Below are 21,828 nucleotides of genomic sequence, written 5' to 3'. Positions count from 1 at the left end.
AGCTATTAGATCTTCAATACTTCCACCCGATTGGAGAAAAACGTAGCTCCGCCGCCCATATCAGCCAGACGCTGCGGCGTAAGAGCGTTTACCGAGCTGAGGCCCTTCTCAGCGTCATCCCACCATAGGCCTTGCGTGACCAGAACGCCAGGCAGCACATCTTGTCCAATCCTCAGAGTTAGCTTGGCTTCGCCTCTATGGTTGCGTACCAACACATGGTCGCCGTCCAGCAAGCCGAGTGATCCCGCATCTTGCTCGTTCATATTAAGGAAAGGGGCTTTCTCCAGCTTCTGAAGCTTGGATTGATTGCCGAATGTAGAATTGATATAGCTGTGATTCGGACCCGTTATCAGCAAGAACGGAAAGTCCGTCTCCTCGAGAATGGGGGTATAGGTTGGAACGGGAGTCAAACCGTTCTTAAGCATCGCGTCAGAATAGAGCTCGATTTTCCCTGACGGCGTCGGGATGCGCTCTTGCAAGGGGAGCTCGCGTCCGCCGCCAGCCTTCATCCATCCATGTTCCCTCAAAGCCTCCACCGTGATTCCTTCCAGCAGCGGATTCAACTCCGCGTCTAACGCCTCCGCAATCATCTCTTCTTCTGTCAGATCAAACAGTTCCCGCTCGAAGCCCATGCGAAGCGCCAGCTCCTTGAACAAGGTGAAATTCGATTTGCTTAACCCGGAAGGGGCAAGAACAGGCTCGCCAATTTGCAGATAGAGATGCCAGTAAGAGGTGTACAAATCCAAGTTCTCCAGATGCGAGGTAGCCGGAAGGACGAGATCCGCGTATTTGCACGTGTCGGTCAAAAACAAATCATGTGTAATCGTAAATAAATCCTCGCGAAGCAGTCCTTCCCTAACCTTGGATTGATCCGGGGCGACGATTGCAGGATTGCTGTTATAGACGAACAACATGCGAACAGGCGGCTCTAGCCTTGTCAGGACATCGCCAAGCTGGTTCATATTTACCGTGCGGACATCGGGATCAGGCAACAAGTCGGGCCGTTCCAGACGATCGTTGTTGATCCTCGAATACCAGCCGTTCCCTTTCATCGCGCCGCCCCCCGGATGTTTCCACTGTCCGGTCAAGGCAGGAAGACAGGAGATTGCGCGCACGATCATGCCGCCGTTGTCATGATGCTGGAGCCCGTTGCCGATCCGGATAAACGACGGGGTCGTCGTCCCGTACATTCGGGCCAGCCACTCAATCCGCTCGGGTGGGACGCCAGTAATCTCGGAAACATACTGAGGCGTGTATATCTGCGCTTCTTGCTTAAGCTCCCCGTAACCAATGGTAAACTCTTGAAGGAAGCTCTCGTCCACCAATTCGTCACGGATAAGAATATGCATCAAACCCATGGCAAGCGCGCCATCGGTACCGGGACGGAGATGGACAAATTCGTCGGCCCAGGTCGAAGTCCGATTGCGATGGACGTCGATATGCACGATGATTGCGCCATGCTTGCGCGCTTCCGTGGCAAGCATCGTCTGATGCATATTGGTTGATACCAGATTGCAGCCCCAGAGGAGGAACAGCTTCGTATGAACGGTTGCTTCCGGATCGATGCCGACGGAGCCCCCCATTGTGTATTTGTAGCCGGTTGCTCCCGCAACGTTGCAGATGGTACGGTCCAGTTTTGTGGCGCCAAGCCGGTGGAAGAAACGGCGATCCATTCCCTCCGCGTTCAGTACGCCCATATTGCCATAGAAGCTATAAGGCAGGATAGACTGAGCGCCGAAGTCGCGAATCAATAGCTGCATTCGGCCGATAATCTCGTCATAGGCTTCCTCCCAGGTGATCGGCTCAAAGTCCAACGTGCCCTTGGGACCTACACGCCGCATGGGGTGCAGCAGGCGATCCGGGTGGTGGACGCGATCAGGCAGCTGCCGGACCTTGTTGCAGATGGCGCCTTTCGTGACGGGGTGAAGAGGATCCCCGGTTACTTTCTTGACCTCGCCGTTCTCAATCGTAATATGCAAGCCGCATGTATCCGGGCAGTCGAAGGGACAGACGGAGCGAACAATGCCGTCGCGAAAGCTGTCACGATCAATATTTATGTTTAACGTCATTAATCATCTCTCCCTAACCATATTAATATGAATCTCTATTATACCTGTACTCGCCGCTCAGAGAAATACTGCGATGGAGGACAGCCCCAGGTTCTTTTGAAAATGCGCTGGAAGTAGGAGACATCGGCGTAACCCAGATAGTCGCTTATTTCGGCGATTGTAAGCAACGATTCCCGGAGCATATAAGCAGCGGTTCTCATCCGAACTCCGTGGACATAATCGCTGATCGTCTGTCCCGTCACTCGGCGGAAGAGGGAGGCGGCATGATTGGAACTTCGGTCTATCACGTCGCCGAGCGTCTCCTTTGTGATTCGTTCGCGGTAATGATCCTGGATGTACGATTTCATCTTATCGGCATGCTGCAAGGAGAGGTCGGATTCCTTGCCGCGATCCAATTCCCTGCACCATAAAGCGAGCGTTTCGATCACGGCAGCGGTCATCCGCACCCGCGCGTAAGGAAAGTCATCCTCCCACTCGGCGCATGAGGCACGGAGCCGCTCCACGCAGAGCTCGTAGCAGCCGGCCTGAGCAGCTACAACCTGCCTCGTTTGGAAAAGGGGCAGCGAGCTGCCGCTTTCCTTGGCCGCAAGGGCGAGAGTGAAGACAAGCTTTTCGTGGAACACCGTCGGAACGCTTTTGCCGTAGAACGTTACCCCTGGGGGAAGCCAGACAAAATCGCCGCGCTGCGCCATATACTTCTCGCCGTCCACCCAATAGAGACACTTTCCATATGTGATAACCGCCAATCTGGCGAAACCATCGGATCCGTCGCTTTCGGTGTACCAGCCAAGCCCTTTGTTCAGTTCGTAGTCGATTATCTCAATCATGACACACCTCGTCGTACTATAATCCATTAATCATACTATAATTCATGTACGATGTCCGCTACATCCTCTACAATAATGAAAGTGAATAACGGAGGGATGAATAAGATGAGTCAGACGAAGATTGTATGCACGATGGGTCCGTCCAGCAACTCCATATCGATCCTGAAGGAAATGATGAAGTCCGGCATGACCGTAGCGAGGCTTAACATGGCCCACGGGGAGCTGGATGACCATAGCAGCCGAATTGAACTGATCCGTGAAGCGGCATCCGAAGCATCCGCCATCGTGGCTATTATGATGGATATCAAAGGACCGGAAATTCGTATCGGTACGCTGGAAGAGGGCGGCTACGAGCTGAAAGCGGGAGATACGCTTACACTAACAAGCGAACCTATTACGGGTAATGGAGCGCGCGTTGCCGTCAATTATCCGGATATGCCGAGCGTCATCCAGACCGGCAATCGCATTCTGATCGATGATGGATTAATCGAGCTGATCGTTCAAGAAGTTAAAGGTACAGAAATCGTATGTACCGTCATGAACGGCGGTCCGCTTAAGCCCCGCAAAGGCGTTAACCTGCCTGGCATCAGCACGACGCTTCCCGGCGTGACGGATCGCGACATCAGGCATATCGCGTTCGGCATCGAGCAAGGCATCGACATGATCGCGATGTCGTTCGTTCGCAAGGCCGAGGATGTGCTGCAAGTTCGTCAGCTTTTGGAGGATGCCGGAGCGGCCCACATCCAGATTATTTCGAAAATCGAAAACGAGGAAGGCGTCGATAATTTGGACGCGATCATCGAAGTGTCGGACGGCATTATGGTCGCGCGCGGCGACCTTGGCGTCGAAATCCCGGCGGAAGACGTGCCGATGATTCAGAAGACGATGATCGAGAAGTGCAACTTGGCTGGCAAGCCAGTCATCGTGGCTACGCAAATGCTGGATTCCATGCAAGTAAATCCTCGACCGACGCGCGCGGAAGTGAGCGACGTGGCGAACGCGGTTCTACAGGGAGCGGACGCGATCATGTTATCCGGGGAGTCCGCCGCCGGCAAATACCCGCTGGAATCGGTACGCATGATGGCGATGATCGCGGAACGCGCGGAATCGACCATCGATTACGCGGAGCAATTCAAGTCAAGGATAAAGACGCCTACCGGATCTATAACCGAAGTCATCAGCCAAGCGGTCGTCAGCTCGTCTCTGCAACTAAACGCCAAAGCGATTTTAACGCCGACCGAGAGCGGATTTACGGCGCGCATGGTCTCCAAGTATCGTCCCGAATCGCCTATTATCGCCATTACGGCGCATGATCATGTATTGAAAAGGATGACGCTTGTTCGCGGCGTTATCCCAGTAAAAGGCGAATCGATGCCTTCGACGGACGAGCTGTTTAAGGCTTCCATCCGAGGAGCGGCTCGCACGCAGCTTCTGCAATCCGGCGACTTCGTTGTTATCTCGGCCGGCGTGCCAAGCGGCAAGGCAGGCGCGACGAATCTGATCCGTATCCACCAGATGGACTAAAACCTGCTGCTATTGACAGGACAAGCATGAAAATGCGACAATGGCTTTGGTCATCGGCTTCGGCTGATGGGCTAACGTGAGAGTGCAATGATTCATTCGTATAACTCCGCATAACGGTTGAGACACAGGGCGGGGGTTCTACGGGAAGCCTAACTTCCTTGCTACGAATAACGACACAGCTGCGTAAACGATGTTCGCGCAGCGGTCGTTGCGCGTAGCTTTTTTGCGTGTTGTCCTACAGTACGATCGGGACAAGTGAATATTATCGCGCGTCATATTGCCGCTCTGTCGATTAAATAGGAGAGAAGTGAGGGAACAAACATGAAACATATGGTAGCCGTGTTTCTCGGTGCGGCCAGCTACGGCATTTTGTCCACATTCGTTGTCCTGGCTTATGGCCATGGTTATACGCTGGGAGAGGTTGTTGGCAGTCAAATGATGATCGGCTTTCTGCTTACATGGGCGTTGTCGGCTGGGCTGCACATGCGAAAGAAGCAAGCCGTTAAACGGCAAACGAACATGGCAAGCCATCAAGCAAACGGGCCTCAAACAAACATGCGGACCAAAGCTGTTTTAACGCTCAAACAAAAACTGCTGCTGATGCTTGCGGGATTGCCTACGGCTATAACGGGCTTGTTATATTATGAATCGTTGCGGTATATTCCGGCTTCCGTCGCAATCCTGCTGCTGTTTCAATTCACCTGGATGGGCGTGCTTATTCAAGCGGTACGCATTCGCAAACTGCCGGAGCGCAAAGTTTATTTGACCTTGGCGATTCTGCTTGGCGGTACGTTGCTTGCGGCCGGTCTGGCCGAGCCTGGCGCTGGAGCCTTTCATCTTGGCGGTATCGTTCTGGGACTGATGGCTGCCGTCAGTTATACGCTCTTTATGTTGTTTAATGGAAAAGCAGTGCCGGATGCAGAGCCTGCAGATCGCAGCAAATGGATGATGCTTGGAGCCATGCTGCTAGTATTTGTGCTGTTCCCGCCGCAATTTCTGTGGAATGGCGATTTATTAAGCCCATTGCTGTTGTTCGGGTTGCGCCTTGGCGCTTTCGGGGCATTCATTCCGCCGCTGTTGTTCGCTTACGGCATTCCTCATATCGGCGAAGGCTTGGCCGGGATTCTCGGCGCAGCGGAGCTTCCGGTTGCCGTTATGTTGTCGGCGGTTGTTTTGCACGAAGAAGTCAGCTTCTTGCAGTGGATCGGAGTCGCCATCGTCCTCGCGGGCGTGGCTTTACCGGAATGGCTAAAGCGCCTTAGGCGCGTGACTGTTGTCAATCATTGACAACGAACTTCCCCAGGCGTACAATTTTGTTGGATTTGACAATTTGCTTGTCATGAATTCATCAATTGGACTGGGGGAGTTAGGATGACAGTTATCGGCAATAAAGCCGTCGTGTTGTTCCAGGGGGACAGCATTACGGATTGCGGCAGAAATCGTGAAGTAGGGAGCAGTCTGGGAACTGGATATGCCAATCTGATCGCGTCGGAATTCGGATTTAAATATCCGGAAAAGAATGTTACGTTCTTGAATCGCGGCATTAGCGGCAATCGCGTCGTTGATCTGGAAGGGCGTTGGCAGGAGGATTGTCTGGATTTAAAGCCAACCATGGTTTCCATCTACATCGGAATCAACGATACATGGCGCAAGTATGACAGCAACAATCCGACATCCGCAGAGAGCTATTACGAAGGGTACCGCCGTCTCATTATAAACACAAAGGAATCATTGGATGCTTCGCTTATTCTAATTGAACCGTTTGTATTGCCGGTGCCGGAGGACCGTAGGGGCTGGAGAGAGGATCTCGATCCAAAGATTACGGCTGTCCGTTCCTTGGCGGAGGAATTCAAGACGTTATACGTCCCGCTGGACGGGTTATTTGCTGCAGCCAGCATGTCCACGGGCGCCTCGTATTGGGCAGGAGATGGCGTACATCCTTCGCCGGCAGGGCATGGGTTAATCGCGGATGCCTGGCTAAGAGCTGTTGGCGCTAAGGGGTAATCTGGTAAAGTTTCTTTATAAAAAGTTCTTTCGCTACCCTATGCCCATTCTTTGGAATTATAATAAGGGTGTCGGGGCCGACGAAATACGCGCGAAAGGAGATGATCCAATTGAATCACAACGTAGAGGTGATCTCCGAGTAATCGGAGAGAATCATCGATACAGAAGAGGCCGCCAAGGCCTCTTCTTAATTTCTGGAAACGATTCGCATTGTGCGATGGAATGTTTTTCTTTATAATGGAAAGGCGGTTCCTTTTAACGGAATCAGCAAAAACCCAAATTCGAAGAAAGGGAGGATGATTACAATGATTGATTTCCGCATCATGAATCAAACAAGTATTGCCGCTCAGCCATCTGCGTCCCAAGCGGCGCATTACAATCGTATAGACCAGTTCGAGGAGGATTTTGAACGTGAACTACAAAAATGGAAGAGACGTGCTTCCCCCTAGCCTATTATTAGAGCTCCAAAAATATATTCAGGGCGACCTCATCTATATCCCGAAGCCGGCGAATCAGCGCGCGAGCTGGGGAGAGGTTAGCGGCACCCGCAAGCTGCTTGCGGAACGCAATAAGGAGATCGTGCAATGTTATGTCAACGGCGCAACCGTCGCGGAGCTGGAACGGAAGTATCATCTGTCCAGCGAAAGCATTCGCAAGATCATCGTGAAAGCCCGTTAATGAGATGAACAATCGCATCATATCCATAATTAAAGAACCTCCGATTCCCTTATCTGTCGCCAGATGCCGGGAACGGAGGTTCTTTTGTATGCTTACACGGATGAAGTCGTTGCTGAAGGAAGGGCTACCTTCGTTCTTGGATATTTATAATCATCCCGATAGCAGCGCGTCTCGGAGTCGTAATCCGATTGAGATAATCGGTGGGATACGTCGAATATGGGCAAATCCGGATTCACATGCAGGGTAGAGCCGAAGAAAGAACAAGATTCGAAGTGAAAATCCAGCGTCGTGATAAGAATAACACAATTGGAAAACGTGCAATTACTAAACGAAAATCCGTCGAAAGCGATCGTTTCATTTTGGAAATGTTGATTCATAATTAACTTCATTTGCAACTCTCCTCTGTAATGATTAGGCGACTCAGGCGACATATCAACTATGCTAACAGATCGCAGGCGAAATGTTTGTCGCAACTTGACTTCCGTTTGAAATAGATATCGACAAAGACCGATCCTTTTTCCAGGAATTTTATGGGCCATCGTCAATTTTAAATTTATAAACAAAAATGATTATTTATAATCTGAAAATCAGTTCCTCTGATTATAAGCTTATATTATATAACATAGATGAAGATGTCAGTAAACGTTCGAATTAAGGATGATCGGGCAGGATATGGGAGCAATTGGGAGGACACATGGGGTCAGCGACGCTCAACCTAGGAGAGCTTTAAATAGGAGAGGATATGCCGAATTAATGGAAATGACCTCCAGCCGGATTCATGTTAGCCTTTTAAGTGTTCGAAAAAAACGTAGCGAAAGGCTGGTGGAACGCAACGTGCGTAAAAAGTGGATGATGCTGATCCTGGCGACAATGGTGCTCTTAACCGCATGTTCCGAAAACGGGAACAGTGGCAAAAACGATGGAGGTCAATCAGGTAACGGAAATGCGGCAAGCACCTTGGAGAAAGTCAAGGAACAAGGGTACATAACGATTGGATTCGCAGGAGAGAACCCGTACGCTTTCAAAGATGAAAACGGCGAGCTGACGGGAGAAGCGGTCGAAATTGCGCGAACGATTTTGAAGCGGCTTGGCATTGAAGAGATGAGGGCTGAATTGACGGAATTTTCAGGCTTGATTGCCGGTCTGCAGGCTAAACGATTCGATATGATCGCCGCGGGCATGTTCATTAACCCGGAACGTTGCGAAGCGGTATTGTTCGCCAATCCGGAATACAGTATCGGGGAAGGTCTGGCGGTCAAAGCCGGCAACCCGCTGAATTTAACAAGCTACAAAGCAATTGCAGAGAACAAGGATGCCAAAGTAGCAGTCATGTCGGGAGCGGTCGAGATTGGATATCTCGAGGCAAGCGGCGTAACGGAGGCGCAGATGGTAATCGTGCCGGATCAGAATGCAGCAATAAGCGCGTTGCAATCCGGTCGTGCCGATGCCATGACAATGACGGGACCCGCGCTGCAGTCCAGATTGGATCAAGCGGGAGACGAGGGCCTGGAGCGAGTCATGGATTTCGAACAACCGACGGTTGACGGCAACAGCGTGAGGGGCTACGGGGCATCCGCATTCCGATTGGATGATGTTTCCTTGCAAGAAGCGTTTAACACGGAGCTTGACTCTATGAAAGAGAATGGAGAGCTGTTGCAAATTTTGCAGCAATTCGGATTTACCGAACAGGAGTTGCCAGGAGACGTTACAGCGCCGCAGCTTTGCTCTCCGCAAGCTTAACTCATGAATGTTCCCATCGGACAGTGGCTGCCCTTTTTGATGGACGGAGCAGTCGTCACTTTGAGAATAACGGTTCTTGCAGGACTTCTGGCATTTTCCTTATCCGCATTATCGGGCATGGGGCGATTGTCTGCCCTTACTCCAATTCGTTGGATCTCGGGCTGTTATATTGAGCTGTTTCGAGCTTCGTCGCTGCTTGTCCTGCTGTTCTGGGTATACTTCGCGCTTCCGGTCGCCGGACTGGAGCTCAGCAAGACATGGTCTGCCGTGCTTGCGATTGGACTTAACATCGGCGCTTACGGAGGAGAGATAGTCAGAAGCTCCGTACTTGCAGTTCCAAAGGGACAATATGAAGCATCCATCGCGCTTAATTTGCGTCCGTACACTACATTTATCCGTGTCGTGCTTCCTCAAGCTTTTGTGCGGATGCTTCCTCCAATGGGGAATCTGTCTATCGAGATGCTGAAGTCGACTTCTCTTGTCTATTGTATTACAATGGCCGATTTGACTTACGAAGCCATGATTTTGAGAAACAATTATTATCCCCATACCCCGATCATATTCGGATTGCTTCTCCTTATTTATTATCTGATGTCCTCTTGCGTGTCTTGGTCGGTTCGGCTGCTTGAACGCAAGCTGGCTGGCTGGAGGTGACGATGTAATATGTGGGAATGGGAATATGTTTATGAATTGCTGCCGAAGCTGTTGCGAGCGTTGCCGGCAACATTAGCCGCCGCATTTGGCGGGTTCATCATGGCGGTTCTTCTCGGGATACTCCTCGCCATGGCGTCCAGATCCCCTAACAAATTCGTGAAGAGGGCGACGACGGGAGTCGTCGACTTCATTCGAAGCACGCCGCTGCTCGTACAGCTGTTCTTCCTGTACTACAGCTTGCCGATGCTGACACCGCTTGCCATGTCAGCGTTCGCGACCGGGGTGATCGGTCTGGGTTTGCATTACGCCTGTTACCTCTCGGAGGTGTTCCGATCAAGCATTGACGCGCTGCCGAAAGGCCAATGGGAGGCTGCTACGGCATTGAATCTCTCGAAATTCAGAACGTGGTTCGCGGTCATCCTGCCGCAGGCGATTCCGCCCGTCATCCCCATAATGGGCAATTATCTGATTGTCATCTTCAAGGAAACGCCAATCTTGTCGGCGATTACATTCGTCGAGCTGCTCATGCGAACGAAGAACGAGACTTCCATCTCCTATCGCGCATTCGAGCCTTATACCATAACCGGCTTAATATTCATCGTCGTCAGTCTGCTACTTTCCCTTGGCGTTAGCAGGCTGGAGAAGCGGTTTCGCGACAAACCGGCTGGATAGCCGTGAAAGGAGGTGTTAGTGCAAGATGAATGCGTTATATATGCCAAAGCAGGATACGGCTGCCGCAGCAACTCAGGAACAGCCGATTATTCTGTATGAAGGCGTCACGAAGTCATTCGGAGATCTCAAGGTAATCAAAGGCATTGATCTCTCGCTACATGCGGGCGAAAAGTTAGCCATTATCGGCCCAAGCGGCTCTGGCAAGACTACACTTGGACGCATGCTGATGACGCTGGAAGAACCTACGAGCGGAAAGATTACGATCGAAGGAGAGACGCTCTGGCAAATGAAAGACAAACGGGGGCAGCTTGTACGCGCCAACGAGAAACATCTTCATCGGATGCGAGAAAAGATCGGCATGGTGTTCCAGCATTTCAACCTGTTCCCGCATCTTACGGCGCTTCGCAACGTCACGCTGGCACTCATTTCCGTTCTTAAGGTACCCAAGGACGAAGCGCGGGAACGCGCCGCCGAGATGCTGGGGAAGGTGGGGCTCGCGGCCAAATTGGACGAATACCCTTCAAGGCTGTCCGGCGGGCAAAAGCAGCGTGTCGCTATAGCGCGCGCGTTAGTCCTTCGGCCTAAAGTCATCGTCTTCGATGAGGTTACCTCGGCCTTGGATCCCGAGCTTGTTGGCGAAGTACTAGACGTTATTAAGGAGATCGCGGAGGATCGGGAGACGGCTATGATGCTCATAACGCATGAGATGGAATTCGCCAGAGAGGTGGCCGACCGCGTCGTCTTCGGGGCTGACGGACTCATTGTTGAACAAGGAACGCCGGAGGAGATATTCGATTGTCCCCGAAGCGAGCGGCTTCAGACCTTCCTTGGCCGGTTCCGTTAAAGCAGCATTAGAAATTGTCATCGTAAAGGAGGAGATTAAAATGAATAGAAGAGAACCGCCTGCCATTCTGTATCGCAGACCCGAGTCGAAGGACGGGAGCGAAGTATGGAGGCTAGTCCGGGATTCGGGAGGCCTCGACTTGAATTCTGCCTATAGCTACTTGATGTTATGCGATATGTTCCGCGACACTTGCTGTATCGCACAGTCCGAGGATCGTATTGTCGGCTTTGTGTCCGCGTTCCGGAAGCCTGCGGATGAGCAAACGTTATTTGTATGGCAGATCGCAGTAGATGGCGGATTTCGAGGCCAAGGAGTTGGAAGACGATTATTGCGAGAATTGATAGACAGAAAAGAAAATGAAGGCATTCGTTATCTGGAGGCGACCATTGGACCGAACAACATTCCGTCCAGAAGCTTATTCCTGGGGATGGCTCAGTCGCTGAATGCGGAAAGTACGATGGCGAGCAAATATGAATCAGGTCTATTCCCAAATCCGGAAGGTCATGATGACGAGTTGCTGTTCCGAATCGGTCCGTTCGACCGAGAAGGGTTGCTAAACATCAAATCACAACGAACGGAGGAGATTCATAGATGACAGCCATACCAAATCGTATCGGTTCAATAGATCAGGATGTGTTCAAACAATTGGAATCGGAAGTTCGCAGCTACTGCAGAAGCTTTGATACGGTATTCGCCAAAGCGAAGGGAGCCAGGCTCTGGGACAAGAAAGGGCGCGAATACATTGATTTTTTCGCCGGCGCCGGCGCGTTGAACTATGGACATAACAACGAAAAGATTCGATCACGAATCGTTGACTATATGATGAACGACGGCATAACGCACAGTCTTGACATGGCAACGGAAGCGAAAGAACGTTTTCTGCTGACATTTCAGCATAAGATTTTGAAGCCCAGAGGAATGTCGTACAAGCTCATGTTCCCCGGTCCTACCGGAACGAATTCCGTCGAGAGCGCGCTTAAGATCGCCAGGAAGGTTACGGGAAGGACGAATGTCATTGCCTTTACAAATGCATTTCACGGGATGTCGCTAGGATCGCTGGCTGCAACAGGCAATGCCTATAAAAGGGGCGGAGCGGGAGTTAGTCTTTCGGGCACGACGTTCCTCCCGTATGACGGGTATATGGGGCCGCTATTCGATACATCGCTTCTGATGGAGAAAATGCTTAACGATTCGGGAAGCGGAGTCGATAAACCGGCGGCTGTAATCGTTGAGACCATGCAGGGTGAAGGCGGGTTGAACGAGGCCAGCGCAAAGTGGCTTCAAAGACTCGAGAGCCTTTGCCGCGAACATGAGATGCTTCTTATTGTTGACGATGTGCAGATGGGCTGCGGCCGCACGGGCACGTTTTTCAGCTTCGAAGAAGCGGGGATACGGCCAGACATTGTCTGCTTGTCGAAGTCTATTGGCGGATACGGACTGCCAATGGCGCTTACGCTTATTAAGCCGGAGTATGACATCTGGAATCCTGGCGAGCACAACGGAACGTTCCGTGGCAATAATCTCGGGTTCGTGGCAGCGACGGAGGCGATTGCTTTCTGGGAGGATGGCACGCTGGAGCAGCGGATCAAAGAACACTCCCTTTCGATTCGCAAGTTCCTCGAGCGCGCTGCGGCCAGATACGTCGGCAAGATTATAGAAGTGCGCGGGAAGGGAATGATCCAGGGGCTGGTTTTCAACAATCCGGATGATGCCGGTCGATTATGCCGGAATGCGTTCGAACGGGGAGTGATTATGGAAACCTCTGGCTCACGTGACGAAGTAGCGAAGCTGATGCCTCCTTTGACGATCGAAAAGGAGCTGCTCGCTGAAGGTATTGCAAAAATCGAAGAATCGTTGAGCGAAATGTATGAATTTGACTTTGCAGAACAAAAGGAACCGGTCGGCATTCGCCGATAAATGATGAAGAACTGGAGGCAATGCTTATGATCGTCAAACAACTGAATGACGTTGTGGACACGAAGGACGATATTGATGCCGAAACCTGGAATTCGAGAAGATTGCTGCTTAAGAAGGACGGAATGGGTTTCTCCATGCACGATACGATTATAAAAGCGGGAACGGAGACGCTGATCTGGTACAGGAACCATGTCGAAGCCGTCTATTGCATCGAAGGCGAAGGAGAGATAGAAGTAATCGGAGGCCAAACCTACCCCATTACGCCAGGAGTTTTGTATGCGCTGGATGGTCATGAAAAACATCTGCTCCGTGCCAGCAAGCAGTTGCGCATGGTTTGTGTATTCAATCCACCGCTTACTGGAGCCGAAGTACACGACAAAGATGGCGTCTATCCGCTCGAAGCGGAAGCAGTCGAAACCCCGTGAATTTGTGTCGTTGCTTTAGTTGCCTTAGAGAAAAGTGATTCTATATTCATTCCCAAGAAGGAGATGTTCTCTATGTCCAATTCTACTGCCAATCCTCATGTCGACCGTTACCCTTCCCGCATTGCCGATCAACCACAGCTCACGGAGCGACTCGATCCCGTCGTGTATACGAAGTGGTCTGACGCTAGTCCGTTATCCAAGGAGCAATCGGCCTTCTACGAGAACAACGGCTATCTGTTCCTGGAAGAGTTTTTCACCGAGCATGAAGTCGAAGCATGGCGTAAGGAGCTAGCGAGGCTGCAGGAGAGCTACAGCGACCGCGATGAGGCTCATGTCATTCGCGAGCCGCAAAGCAAAGAGGTTCGTTCCGTCTTCTCCGTTCACGAGAATAACGGCGTCTTCCGTGACCTGTCCCTGCACCCGAGGCTCAAAGCGATCATGAACTACTTGCTCGGCTCGGAGACTTACATTCATCAATCAAGAATCAACTTCAAGCCGGGTTTCACGGGCAAGGAATTTTATTGGCATTCCGACTTCGAAACGTGGCATGTCGAGGACGGCATGCCCGCCATGCGGGCGCTGAGCTGCTCTGTCGCGCTAAGCGACAATCATCCCTTCAATGGACCGTTGATGGTTATCCCCGGCTCGCATAAGCAATTCGTTTCTTGCGTGGGACGGACGCCCGAGAACCACTTCAAAGAATCACTGCGCAAACAGGAATACGGCGTGCCGGATCCCGATAGTCTGACGAAGATGGCTGACGCGGGAGGCATCGAAATGCCGGTCGGCAAAGCCGGCTCCGTGCTGTTATTCGATTGCAATCTGATGCACGGCTCCAGCAGCAATATTTCCCCGTACCCCCGGAGCAACGTGTTCATGGTCTATAACAGCATAAACAATCGCCTGGTCGATCCTTTCTCGGGTCAACAGCCACGTCCGGATTATATCGCTTGCCGCAACTAAGCGTGAAACTCTATGAACGCGCTAATGATCATTGCATTAATCATGGGAATCAATATTTGTTACGTAACACTGTTCACTCTTCGTCTAATTCTGGTGATAAAAGGAAAACGGAATGCGGCATCCCTATTAGCCATGGTGGAAGTTTTTGTCTATATCGTCGGTTTGCAGATTGTATTAAACAATTTGTCCAGCCCCCTGTACATAGCAGCGTATTGCTTGGGCTTCGGAATCGGCGTCTATCTGGGGAGCCGGATCGAGGAAGCGTTGGCGCTTGGGTATTCCGTCATTCAAGTTATTACGGATACCGTGAACACAGGTTTGCAGGATCAACTGAGGAGCTTTGGTTACGGAGTGACCGCATGGCAAGGCGAAGGTCGCTCAGGTCCTCGACTTATCATGCAAGTGCTTGTGAAGCGCAGCAATGAAAGAAAGCTGTTAGAGCGGATCGAGCAAATGGCCCCCAAAGCCTTTGTCATCTCGCATGAACCTCGTCACTTTCGCGGAGGTTTTTGGACGAAGCTGTTGGAAAAATAATAATGAAGAGAAACCTAACTTCAGTAATGAGGTTGGGTTTCTTTTTTGTCTCCTGCGGATGCGGTAAAGAAAGGACGTTGACAAAAAGTATTTTAGAAGTTAATATTTCAATAGTTGAAATATATAGCGGTGAAGTAAATGATTCGAGGTGATGAGATGGAAACGTTCGTGATGAGATTCCAACGATCCCTGATCTACTTAAATCGAATTTTTTCCGCTGAGATGATGAAGCAGATGGACGTGCAAGTGACAAGCACTCAAATGTTCATGCTGCATTTTATCAGGGAGAGCGGGAGCTGCCGGCTGACAGCGCTGGCGGAGAAACTGGACGTACAGCCTGGCGCAGTGACCGCGATGATTGATCGTTTGGGTAAATCGGGTTATGTCACTCGGGAGAACGATGCCAAGGACCGGAGAGTTATTAGGGTTCGTCTAACGGAAGCGGGTGAAGATATTATCAAGAAATCGCATGAACTTCGGAAGGAGATCGTGGCGAAATATATGGAGAGTCTGAGTTCGGCCGAAGTTGAAACAGTGACCGTTCTTATGGAGAAGCTGGTGGCTTCGGCTCAAACTTTATCGAATGAGGCAAACTAAAGGCATGTAAGGTATACAACTAAGACAGAAAACCGGCATCCTATTTTTGAAGAGAATGAGGGAGAAATCAACATGGAACATCTAACACATAAACGCAAGATGAGTATCATGTTCGCGATTATTGCGGCTATGTTCTTCTCGGCGATCAATCAGACAATCGTAAGCACAGCTATGCCGCGTATTATCGCCGTACTAAGCGGAATGGAGTATTATAGCTGGGTCATTACGATCTATATGTTAACATCAACGCTTGCGACCGTACTTGTCGGCAAGCTGTCCGATATTTATGGCCGGAAACCATTTATCTTGACAGGTATCGTTATATTTATGATCGGCGCATTATTAACGGGCTTCTCCAAGGATATCTTTCAACTGATTATTTACCGCGGTGTGCAGGGTGTTGGCGCCGGCATTATTATGGCTACCGTCTTTACGGCAGTCGGGGATCTGTTTTCGCCGCGCGAGCGGGGCAAGTGGACCGGCGTCATGATGGCCGTTTTCGGATTTTCCAGCGTCATCGGACCAACTCTCGGGGGATGGCTGGTAGACAACATGGAGTGGAAGTGGCTGTTCTGGATCTTCCTGCCTCTTGGCGTCGTTGCTTTCTTTATGATTCTGTTCCTGTTCCCCAAGGTTGAACGCAAACCATCCGAGAGCATCGACTATGCGGGTTCGTTTTTCCTCAGCATCACCATCATTGCCTTGCTGTTGGGTTTTACTTGGGCAGGCAGCAAATACGAATGGGCTTCTTTCGAAATTCTCGGACTGTTCGGCGCAGCGATTATTTCGCTTATACTCTTTATTTTGGTCGAACGCCATGCCAAAAGCCCTGTACTTCCGTTGTCCTTGTTCCGAAATGATATCGTAACGATCTCTAACGTCATTGGTTTCTTGATGAACGCCGGCATGATGGGTGCCCTGATCTACTTGCCATTCTTCGTGCAGGGGGTAGAAGGCATTTCGCCAACCTATTCGGGTTACGTTACAATGCCAATGTCCATCGGGATGGTCATTATGAGTACCATTATCGGACGTCAAATTACGAAGACGGGCAAATACAAACGTTATGCCATAATCGGAATGCCGATTATGGTTGCAGGATTGCTGATCATGGCATTCATGAACAGCGTATGGGTTGCGGTCATCGCGATGATCGTATTCGGTATCGGACTAGGCGTAGGCATGCCGGTCTTCTCCCTAACGGTACAAAATGCCGTTAAGCCGACTGAGCTCGGTGTCGCTACATCCTCGTCTCAGCTATTCCGTAACCTGGGCGGCACAATCGGTATTGCCATTATGGGAACGATCATGCAGTCGGCGCTTGTACGCAACATGAAGGAAGCGTCGTCGTCGAGTACGGGCTTTCACTTCGACGAACTGGACCCGGAGCTGGCCAAAGAGCTGTCGGCCTTCCAGAATCCGGAGATGTTGCTGGATCAACCGAAGTTGGAGCAACTTCAGCAGACGCTTCCTGCAGACGTTCAGCCATTGATTACTCAAATGATCGACATGCTGAGAGATGCGCTTAGCCATTCGCTGACGGTCGTATTCCTGGCAGGAGCTTCGCTAGTCGTCGTTGCGATGATTCTTTCCTTCTTCCTGAGGGAGATACCGCTTCGCACCTCCAACAAAATGCCGGAGCAAGAGCCTCAAGCTGAAGCCGTCTAACCTAAAGAATTTACCGCCCCATATCCTTATATCATTCATGATATACGGGATATGGGGCGATTCTTTGTCTTTTCTGCCGATTGGTGTTGAGTTGACGGGGCGATAACGATTATAATATAGCGGAGTATGAAATTCTTACAGAAAAGGTGTCATTCATGAGCATATTAAATGTAGAACGTCTCAGCCACGGCTTCGGAGACCGTGCGATCTTTAACGATGTATCGTTCCGTCTGTTGAAAGGCGAGCATATCGGCTTGATTGGCGCGAACGGCGAAGGCAAGTCGACCTTTATGAACATCATTACTGGCAAGCTGCAGCCGGATGACGGCAAGGTGGAATGGTCCAAGCGTATGCGCGTCGGCTATCTGGATCAGCATGCGGCATTAACCAAAGGCATGACGATTCGCGACGTTCTAAAGAGCGCCTTTCAATATTTGTTCGACATGGAAAACGAGATGAACGACATGTACGGCCGAATGGGCGACGTATCGCCAGAGGAGCTCGAGAAGTTATTGGAGGATGTTGGGACGATCCAAGATACGTTGACGAATCAAGACTTCTATATGATCGACGCGAAGGTCGAAGAGACCGCTCGCGGACTCGGGCTGACGGATATCGGTCTCGACAAGGACGTTAACGATCTGAGCGGCGGTCAACGGACGAAGGTTTTGCTGGCCAAGCTGTTGCTCGAGAAACCGGATATCTTGCTCCTCGATGAGCCTACAAACTATCTTGACGAAGTGCATATCGAGTGGCTAAGGCGTTATTTGCAGGAATACGAGAATGCGTTCATCTTGATCTCGCATGATATTCCATTCCTCAACAGCGTCATTAACCTGATTTATCATATGGAGAATCAGCAGCTGAACCGTTATGTCGGCGACTATGACCACTTCATGGAAGTGCACGAGATGCGGAAGCAGCAGCTGGAATCCGCTTTTAAGCGCCAACAGCAAGAAATTGCAGATCTGAAGGACTTTGTGGCGCGGAACAAGGCGAGCGTAGCTACCCGGAATATGGCGATGTCCCGTCAGAAGAAGCTGGATAAGATGGACGTCATCGAGCTGGCCAAGGAGAAACCGAAGCCGACGTTTAATTTTAAAGAAGGCAGAACCGCAGGCCGCGTTATCTTCGAAGCCAAAGATCTCGTCATCGGTTACTCCGAGCCGCTTTCCCGTCCGCTTGACCTCCGCATGGAGCGCGGACAGAAAATTGCGCTTGTCGGCGCTAACGGCATTGGCAAGACGACATTGCTGCGCAGCATTTTGGGCGAAATACCAGCTGTCTCCGGCCATGTCCAGCTCGGCGAAAATTTGGAGATCGGCTATTTCGTTCAGGAAGCCAAGGATGCGAACTACAACACTTGTATCGAGGAGATCTGGAACGAGTTCCCTTCCTTCACCCAATTCGAAGTACGTGCGGCGTTGGCAAAATGCGGCCTGACCACCAAGCATATCGAGAGCAAAATCACGGTTCTGAGCGGCGGCGAGAAAGCAAAGGTTCGCCTCTGCAAGCTGATCAACCGCGAATCCAACTTGCTCGTACTCGACGAGCCAACAAACCATTTGGACGTTGACGCGAAGGATGAGCTTAAGCGCGCGCTCAAGGCTTACAAGGGGAGCATTCTGCTTATTTCCCACGAACCGGAATTTTATCGCGACGTCGTGACTGAGACTTGGAACTGCGAGTCCTGGACGACAAAAGTTTTTTAATCGCAATAGAATAAGAGTGGTTGATCAAACCTGTTTCCTTATTACCCAAGGAAGCAGGTTTTTTTGTGGTAAGTAACTATGTAGATAAGATTTCAGAAAATGTTCAGTTTTAAAGTATAAAATGTATTGTTGCAATGCGAAAACAATCGGATTTTCGGAGAGGAAGTTATTAAAATCATGTTCGATCAAAAAAATCGGTTAATGTTGCTGCTTGCCGCTGCAGCTGCAGCTTTATCGGCGTTAATATACGGACTAGCGCAAGTTTTTCATGTAATCGGAGGATCGGAAGGCCACGGTCATGGAGACATGGCAAGTCATGTACCCACAGCCGGATGGGTATCCAGTTCAATTCTTCTATTAGCAATATTACCCTTTGTTACACTCGCAGCAGCTATTTATACGTTTATTGCCAATAGAAACCATCAAATGTTACCATGGTTAAATACTTTGACGCTAACCTTGTCAAGCATTGCTATCATAAGCGGAAGCGGCGGTGGCGTCGAATTTCATTTCTCGATTTTTATGGTCATAGCAGCATTAGCCTATTATGAGAACGTCATGTTAATAACGTTAATGACAGTATTATTTGCGATTCAGCACTTGGTCGGATTTGTTTGGTTCCCCCAGATCATCTTCGGTACGAATTCTTATCCAGTACTTATGTTGATCATTCATGCTCTGTTCTTGCTGCTTACATCCGGCGCAACCATCCTTCAAATCCGATCGAAACATCGTATTACGCAAAAGCTTGAACAAGATAAGGCTGCCAAAGAGGAACGGCTAGTCGACTTGATCAGTAGGGTCAGAGAACTGTCAACATCCATTCAACTATCAACCGACATCGTTGCGGAAAAGTCCCAAATGCATATTGCCGCCAATGCAGAGATGCGAAAGTCCTTTGACGAAGTGACTACTCGGCTGGATTTGCAACATCGTTCTGTCGGAATGGCGGAAATAAAGCTGAACGAAATGGGATCAATCGTTTATCAGGGGATGGAGGCATCTGGCTCCTTGAAGGAAAATGCGGAACAAACCGAACACATCATGGGGGAAAGCGATCTGCTTGTACAAGAGATTGGTTTGAAGCAACAAGAAATTGAAAAAGCGATTCAGGCATTAAGCGAATCGATGGCGACAACCCGTAAATCCGCTTCCGAAGCTCAGGAGCGTCTGGCGGCCATTGAGACTATTGCCGATCAGACCGCATTGTTATCCCTTAATGCTTCAATTGAAGCAGCACGCGCTGGGGAACAAGGCCGGGGATTTGCCATTGTTACGTCGGAAATCCGAAAGCTAGCGCAGCAAAGCCGCACCGTGTCGGATGAGATGAAGTTGATGATTGCGGATATACATCGGGAAACGGTGGATAACTATCGGAATATGGAGCAAGGTCGCGATTTGGTGAAAAATTCGACGCTTCATCTTGCCCAATTCCAAGATCGCTTCGAGCATGTGCAGAATCTTATCATTCAGACAATCAGGTTCGTCAGGCTTATGAATGAGCAGATGGTAGGCATGTCTAAAGGTTCTGCAGTTATTACAGATGGTATGAAAGACATCATGACCGCCGTTCATCATAACTGGCTAGCTTTGGAACAATTGACAGCTGCCAGCCAGTCTCAGACCGAGTCCGCTGTGCAGGTAGACGAAGAGATACGCCAGTTAAGAGGTTTGACTCAAAACTTGGAGAAGGATTTAAACCGATAGTCAACATGAGTTAGAATATAACTATAAATTGAATTTCGCTGGAAGAACCAGAGGAACTAAAGTCTTAGGACTTGGTTCCTTTTTTGTTTCCAGTATTTTGCATGGATGATATAATGGGGGGGAATTCTGATGACAATAACGTTAGTAAAAGTAGACGAATATAAGATCCGAGCTTCTTGGAAAGAATTTAATACCGATTATGTCAAGTATATGAAAGCTCTGAAAGGGAGCAGATGGAAGCCGGAATTAAAGGTATGGGAATTCCCTTACACGCTACATCTGCTGGAGCAACTCATTGAAATAGCCGGCTATGAACATTTGCGTGCTGACTCGGCTTTAATGGAAGAATGTTATTTGTTTCATCATGATGATTTGGATTCATGCAATCAGCGTACAGACAAACGCATACAAAAGATATGAGATCCCGAAAGCAGACAGAAAATGACGGAAGCGATGCGAATAAGGGGATTTTCGGCTACGACAATCCGTGCTTATCTGAAACTTATGGAACGATATTATCTTTTCCTTCGGGAATCCGGCGGCAGTATTGGGATACAAAGGCCGTTCAATCCTATTCCTTGCGACTTCTGGAGAATGAACGATCCCATTCCTATGTCAATCAAGCGATCAGTGCGATCAAATTTTTTCGAATGCGGGTGATGTCGATTCAGGATGATACTTCTTATGTAAGGCCGAAGAAAGAAGCGAGACTTCCTCAAGTGTTGTCCTTGGGAGAGGTCAAACGTTTATTCGAAGCATTGGAGAATCAGAAACACAAGGCGCTGCTTATGCTTTCGTATTCGTCTGGTCTGCGGGTAAGCGAGGTTGTAAAACTAAGACATGAAGACATTGACGTTGAACGCAAGACTTTGCGAGTACGACAGGGGAAAGGGCGAAAAGATCGACTGACCTCATTGTCGGACCACGCGCTTGCCGTGCTCCATTCTTACCTAATACAGCATGGAGATACAGAGCCATGGTTATTCCCTGGTCAATACGCGGGCAAGCCGTTAACGGAACGAACCGCTCAGAAGATCTTCGAGCAAGCCTTAGCCAGTTCAGGAATCGTTAAACAAGCAGGGATACATTCTCTGCGGCATTCATTCGCTACTCATCTGCTTGAGGGAGGCATCGATTTTCGGTATATTCAGGAACTTCTGGGACATCAGAGCAGCAGAACGACGGAGCGATATACGCATGTCAGCACGAAAAACATCAGCCGAATTAAAAGCCCTTTGGACTTGTAATGGGAAAAATAATGATGGGCTTTCAGATGTTTTATTCACACCATAC

At 50.0% G+C, this 21,828-nt stretch carries 22 protein-coding genes; 19 read left to right on the top strand and 3 right to left on the bottom strand.

Annotated elements, in window-relative coordinates; genetic code table 11:
• Nucleotides 1–5 precede the first annotated feature (5 nt).
• Complete coding sequence (locus KJW29_RS10395; protein WP_214629745.1) at nucleotides 6–2,069, bottom strand: molybdopterin oxidoreductase family protein; 2,064 nt, start codon at nucleotides 2,067–2,069, stop codon at nucleotides 6–8.
• A 38-nt stretch (nucleotides 2,070–2,107) separates the two neighbouring features.
• Nucleotides 2,108–2,896, bottom strand: a complete 789-nt coding sequence (locus tag KJW29_RS10390) for an AraC family transcriptional regulator (protein ID WP_214629744.1) — start codon at nucleotides 2,894–2,896, stop codon at nucleotides 2,108–2,110.
• Nucleotides 2,897–3,001: 105 nt separating this feature from the next.
• Here KJW29_RS10390 and pyk point away from each other — a divergent pair, with 105 nt between their 5' ends.
• From pyk to KJW29_RS10370, 4 genes are all read left to right on the top strand, one after another.
• Nucleotides 3,002–4,420, top strand: coding sequence for a pyruvate kinase (gene pyk, locus KJW29_RS10385; protein ID WP_214629743.1), 1,419 nt, complete (start codon nucleotides 3,002–3,004; stop codon nucleotides 4,418–4,420).
• A 321-nt stretch (nucleotides 4,421–4,741) separates the two neighbouring features.
• Complete coding sequence (locus KJW29_RS10380) at nucleotides 4,742–5,707, top strand: EamA family transporter (RefSeq protein WP_214629742.1); 966 nt, start codon at nucleotides 4,742–4,744, stop codon at nucleotides 5,705–5,707.
• Nucleotides 5,708–5,791: 84 nt separating this feature from the next.
• Nucleotides 5,792–6,424, top strand: coding sequence for an SGNH/GDSL hydrolase family protein (locus tag KJW29_RS10375; RefSeq protein ID WP_187100460.1), 633 nt, complete (start codon nucleotides 5,792–5,794; stop codon nucleotides 6,422–6,424).
• Between the two features lie 411 nt (nucleotides 6,425–6,835).
• The gene (locus KJW29_RS10370) at nucleotides 6,836–7,102 is read left to right on the top strand and encodes a CD3324 family protein (protein WP_087569232.1); all 267 of its coding nucleotides are present in this window, start codon (nucleotides 6,836–6,838) and stop codon (nucleotides 7,100–7,102) included.
• A 92-nt stretch (nucleotides 7,103–7,194) separates the two neighbouring features.
• Here KJW29_RS10370 and KJW29_RS10365 read toward each other — a convergent pair whose 3' ends face one another.
• Nucleotides 7,195–7,491 (bottom strand): hypothetical protein, encoded by a 297-nt coding sequence (locus KJW29_RS10365; protein WP_214629741.1) that lies wholly within the window; start codon nucleotides 7,489–7,491, stop codon nucleotides 7,195–7,197.
• Between the two features lie 460 nt (nucleotides 7,492–7,951).
• Here KJW29_RS10365 and ehuB point away from each other — a divergent pair, with 460 nt between their 5' ends.
• The 15 genes from ehuB (at nucleotide 7,952) to KJW29_RS10290 (ending at nucleotide 21,782) form a co-directional block, all read left to right on the top strand.
• Nucleotides 7,952–8,842, top strand: coding sequence for an ectoine/hydroxyectoine ABC transporter substrate-binding protein EhuB (gene ehuB / locus KJW29_RS10360; RefSeq protein ID WP_214631081.1), 891 nt, complete (start codon nucleotides 7,952–7,954; stop codon nucleotides 8,840–8,842).
• Between the two features lie 3 nt (nucleotides 8,843–8,845).
• Nucleotides 8,846–9,496 carry an ectoine/hydroxyectoine ABC transporter permease subunit EhuC gene (ehuC, locus tag KJW29_RS10355; RefSeq protein ID WP_214629740.1) on the top strand — a complete coding sequence of 217 codons (651 nt, stop codon included), beginning with the start codon at nucleotides 8,846–8,848 and terminating at the stop codon, nucleotides 9,494–9,496.
• A 9-nt stretch (nucleotides 9,497–9,505) separates the two neighbouring features.
• A complete protein-coding gene (gene ehuD / locus KJW29_RS10350; RefSeq protein ID WP_214629739.1) occupies nucleotides 9,506–10,168 on the top strand; it encodes an ectoine/hydroxyectoine ABC transporter permease subunit EhuD in 663 nt (220 codons plus the stop codon).
• Between the two features lie 25 nt (nucleotides 10,169–10,193).
• Nucleotides 10,194–11,012, top strand: a complete 819-nt coding sequence (gene ehuA / locus KJW29_RS10345) for an ectoine/hydroxyectoine ABC transporter ATP-binding protein EhuA (RefSeq protein WP_281426348.1) — start codon at nucleotides 10,194–10,196, stop codon at nucleotides 11,010–11,012.
• 40 nt (nucleotides 11,013–11,052) lie between these two features.
• On the top strand, nucleotides 11,053–11,607 hold the full coding sequence (ectA, locus tag KJW29_RS10340) for a diaminobutyrate acetyltransferase (protein WP_214629738.1): 555 nt from the start codon (nucleotides 11,053–11,055) through the stop codon (nucleotides 11,605–11,607).
• Nucleotides 11,604–12,929, top strand: coding sequence for a diaminobutyrate--2-oxoglutarate transaminase (gene ectB / locus KJW29_RS10335; RefSeq protein ID WP_214629737.1), 1,326 nt, complete (start codon nucleotides 11,604–11,606; stop codon nucleotides 12,927–12,929). Before ectA ends, ectB begins: the two co-directional genes overlap by 4 nt.
• 26 nt (nucleotides 12,930–12,955) lie before the next feature.
• Nucleotides 12,956–13,354 (top strand): ectoine synthase, encoded by a 399-nt coding sequence (locus KJW29_RS10330; protein WP_214629736.1) that lies wholly within the window; start codon nucleotides 12,956–12,958, stop codon nucleotides 13,352–13,354.
• A gap of 72 nt (nucleotides 13,355–13,426) precedes the next feature.
• Nucleotides 13,427–14,317, top strand: coding sequence for an ectoine hydroxylase (gene thpD, locus KJW29_RS10325; protein ID WP_214629735.1), 891 nt, complete (start codon nucleotides 13,427–13,429; stop codon nucleotides 14,315–14,317).
• Nucleotides 14,318–14,329: 12 nt separating this feature from the next.
• On the top strand, nucleotides 14,330–14,851 hold the full coding sequence (locus tag KJW29_RS10320) for a DUF2179 domain-containing protein (protein WP_214629734.1): 522 nt from the start codon (nucleotides 14,330–14,332) through the stop codon (nucleotides 14,849–14,851).
• Nucleotides 14,852–14,989: 138 nt separating this feature from the next.
• Entirely contained in the window at nucleotides 14,990–15,448 is a 459-nt protein-coding gene (locus KJW29_RS10315) for a MarR family winged helix-turn-helix transcriptional regulator (RefSeq protein ID WP_087569224.1), read from the top strand.
• A 72-nt stretch (nucleotides 15,449–15,520) separates the two neighbouring features.
• Nucleotides 15,521–17,116 (top strand): MDR family MFS transporter, encoded by a 1,596-nt coding sequence (locus tag KJW29_RS10310; RefSeq protein WP_214629733.1) that lies wholly within the window; start codon nucleotides 15,521–15,523, stop codon nucleotides 17,114–17,116.
• A gap of 155 nt (nucleotides 17,117–17,271) precedes the next feature.
• On the top strand, nucleotides 17,272–18,828 hold the full coding sequence (locus KJW29_RS10305; protein WP_108992915.1) for an ABC-F family ATP-binding cassette domain-containing protein: 1,557 nt from the start codon (nucleotides 17,272–17,274) through the stop codon (nucleotides 18,826–18,828).
• A gap of 177 nt (nucleotides 18,829–19,005) precedes the next feature.
• Nucleotides 19,006–20,535, top strand: a complete 1,530-nt coding sequence (locus KJW29_RS10300) for a methyl-accepting chemotaxis protein (protein WP_214629732.1) — start codon at nucleotides 19,006–19,008, stop codon at nucleotides 20,533–20,535.
• Between the two features lie 129 nt (nucleotides 20,536–20,664).
• A complete protein-coding gene (locus KJW29_RS10295; protein ID WP_214629731.1) occupies nucleotides 20,665–20,955 on the top strand; it encodes a hypothetical protein in 291 nt (96 codons plus the stop codon).
• Nucleotides 20,952–21,782, top strand: coding sequence for a tyrosine-type recombinase/integrase (locus KJW29_RS10290; RefSeq protein ID WP_246608681.1), 831 nt, complete (start codon nucleotides 20,952–20,954; stop codon nucleotides 21,780–21,782). Before KJW29_RS10295 ends, KJW29_RS10290 begins: the two co-directional genes overlap by 4 nt.
• Nucleotides 21,783–21,828: the final 46 nt, after the last annotated feature.

The sequence above is a fragment of the Paenibacillus agaridevorans genome (assembly GCF_018604145.1).
Lineage (GTDB): Bacteria > Bacillota > Bacilli > Paenibacillales > Paenibacillaceae > Pristimantibacillus > Pristimantibacillus agaridevorans.
The sequence above is the reverse complement of the archived record's forward strand: the minus strand, read 5'-3'. Positions and strand labels throughout refer to the sequence as shown.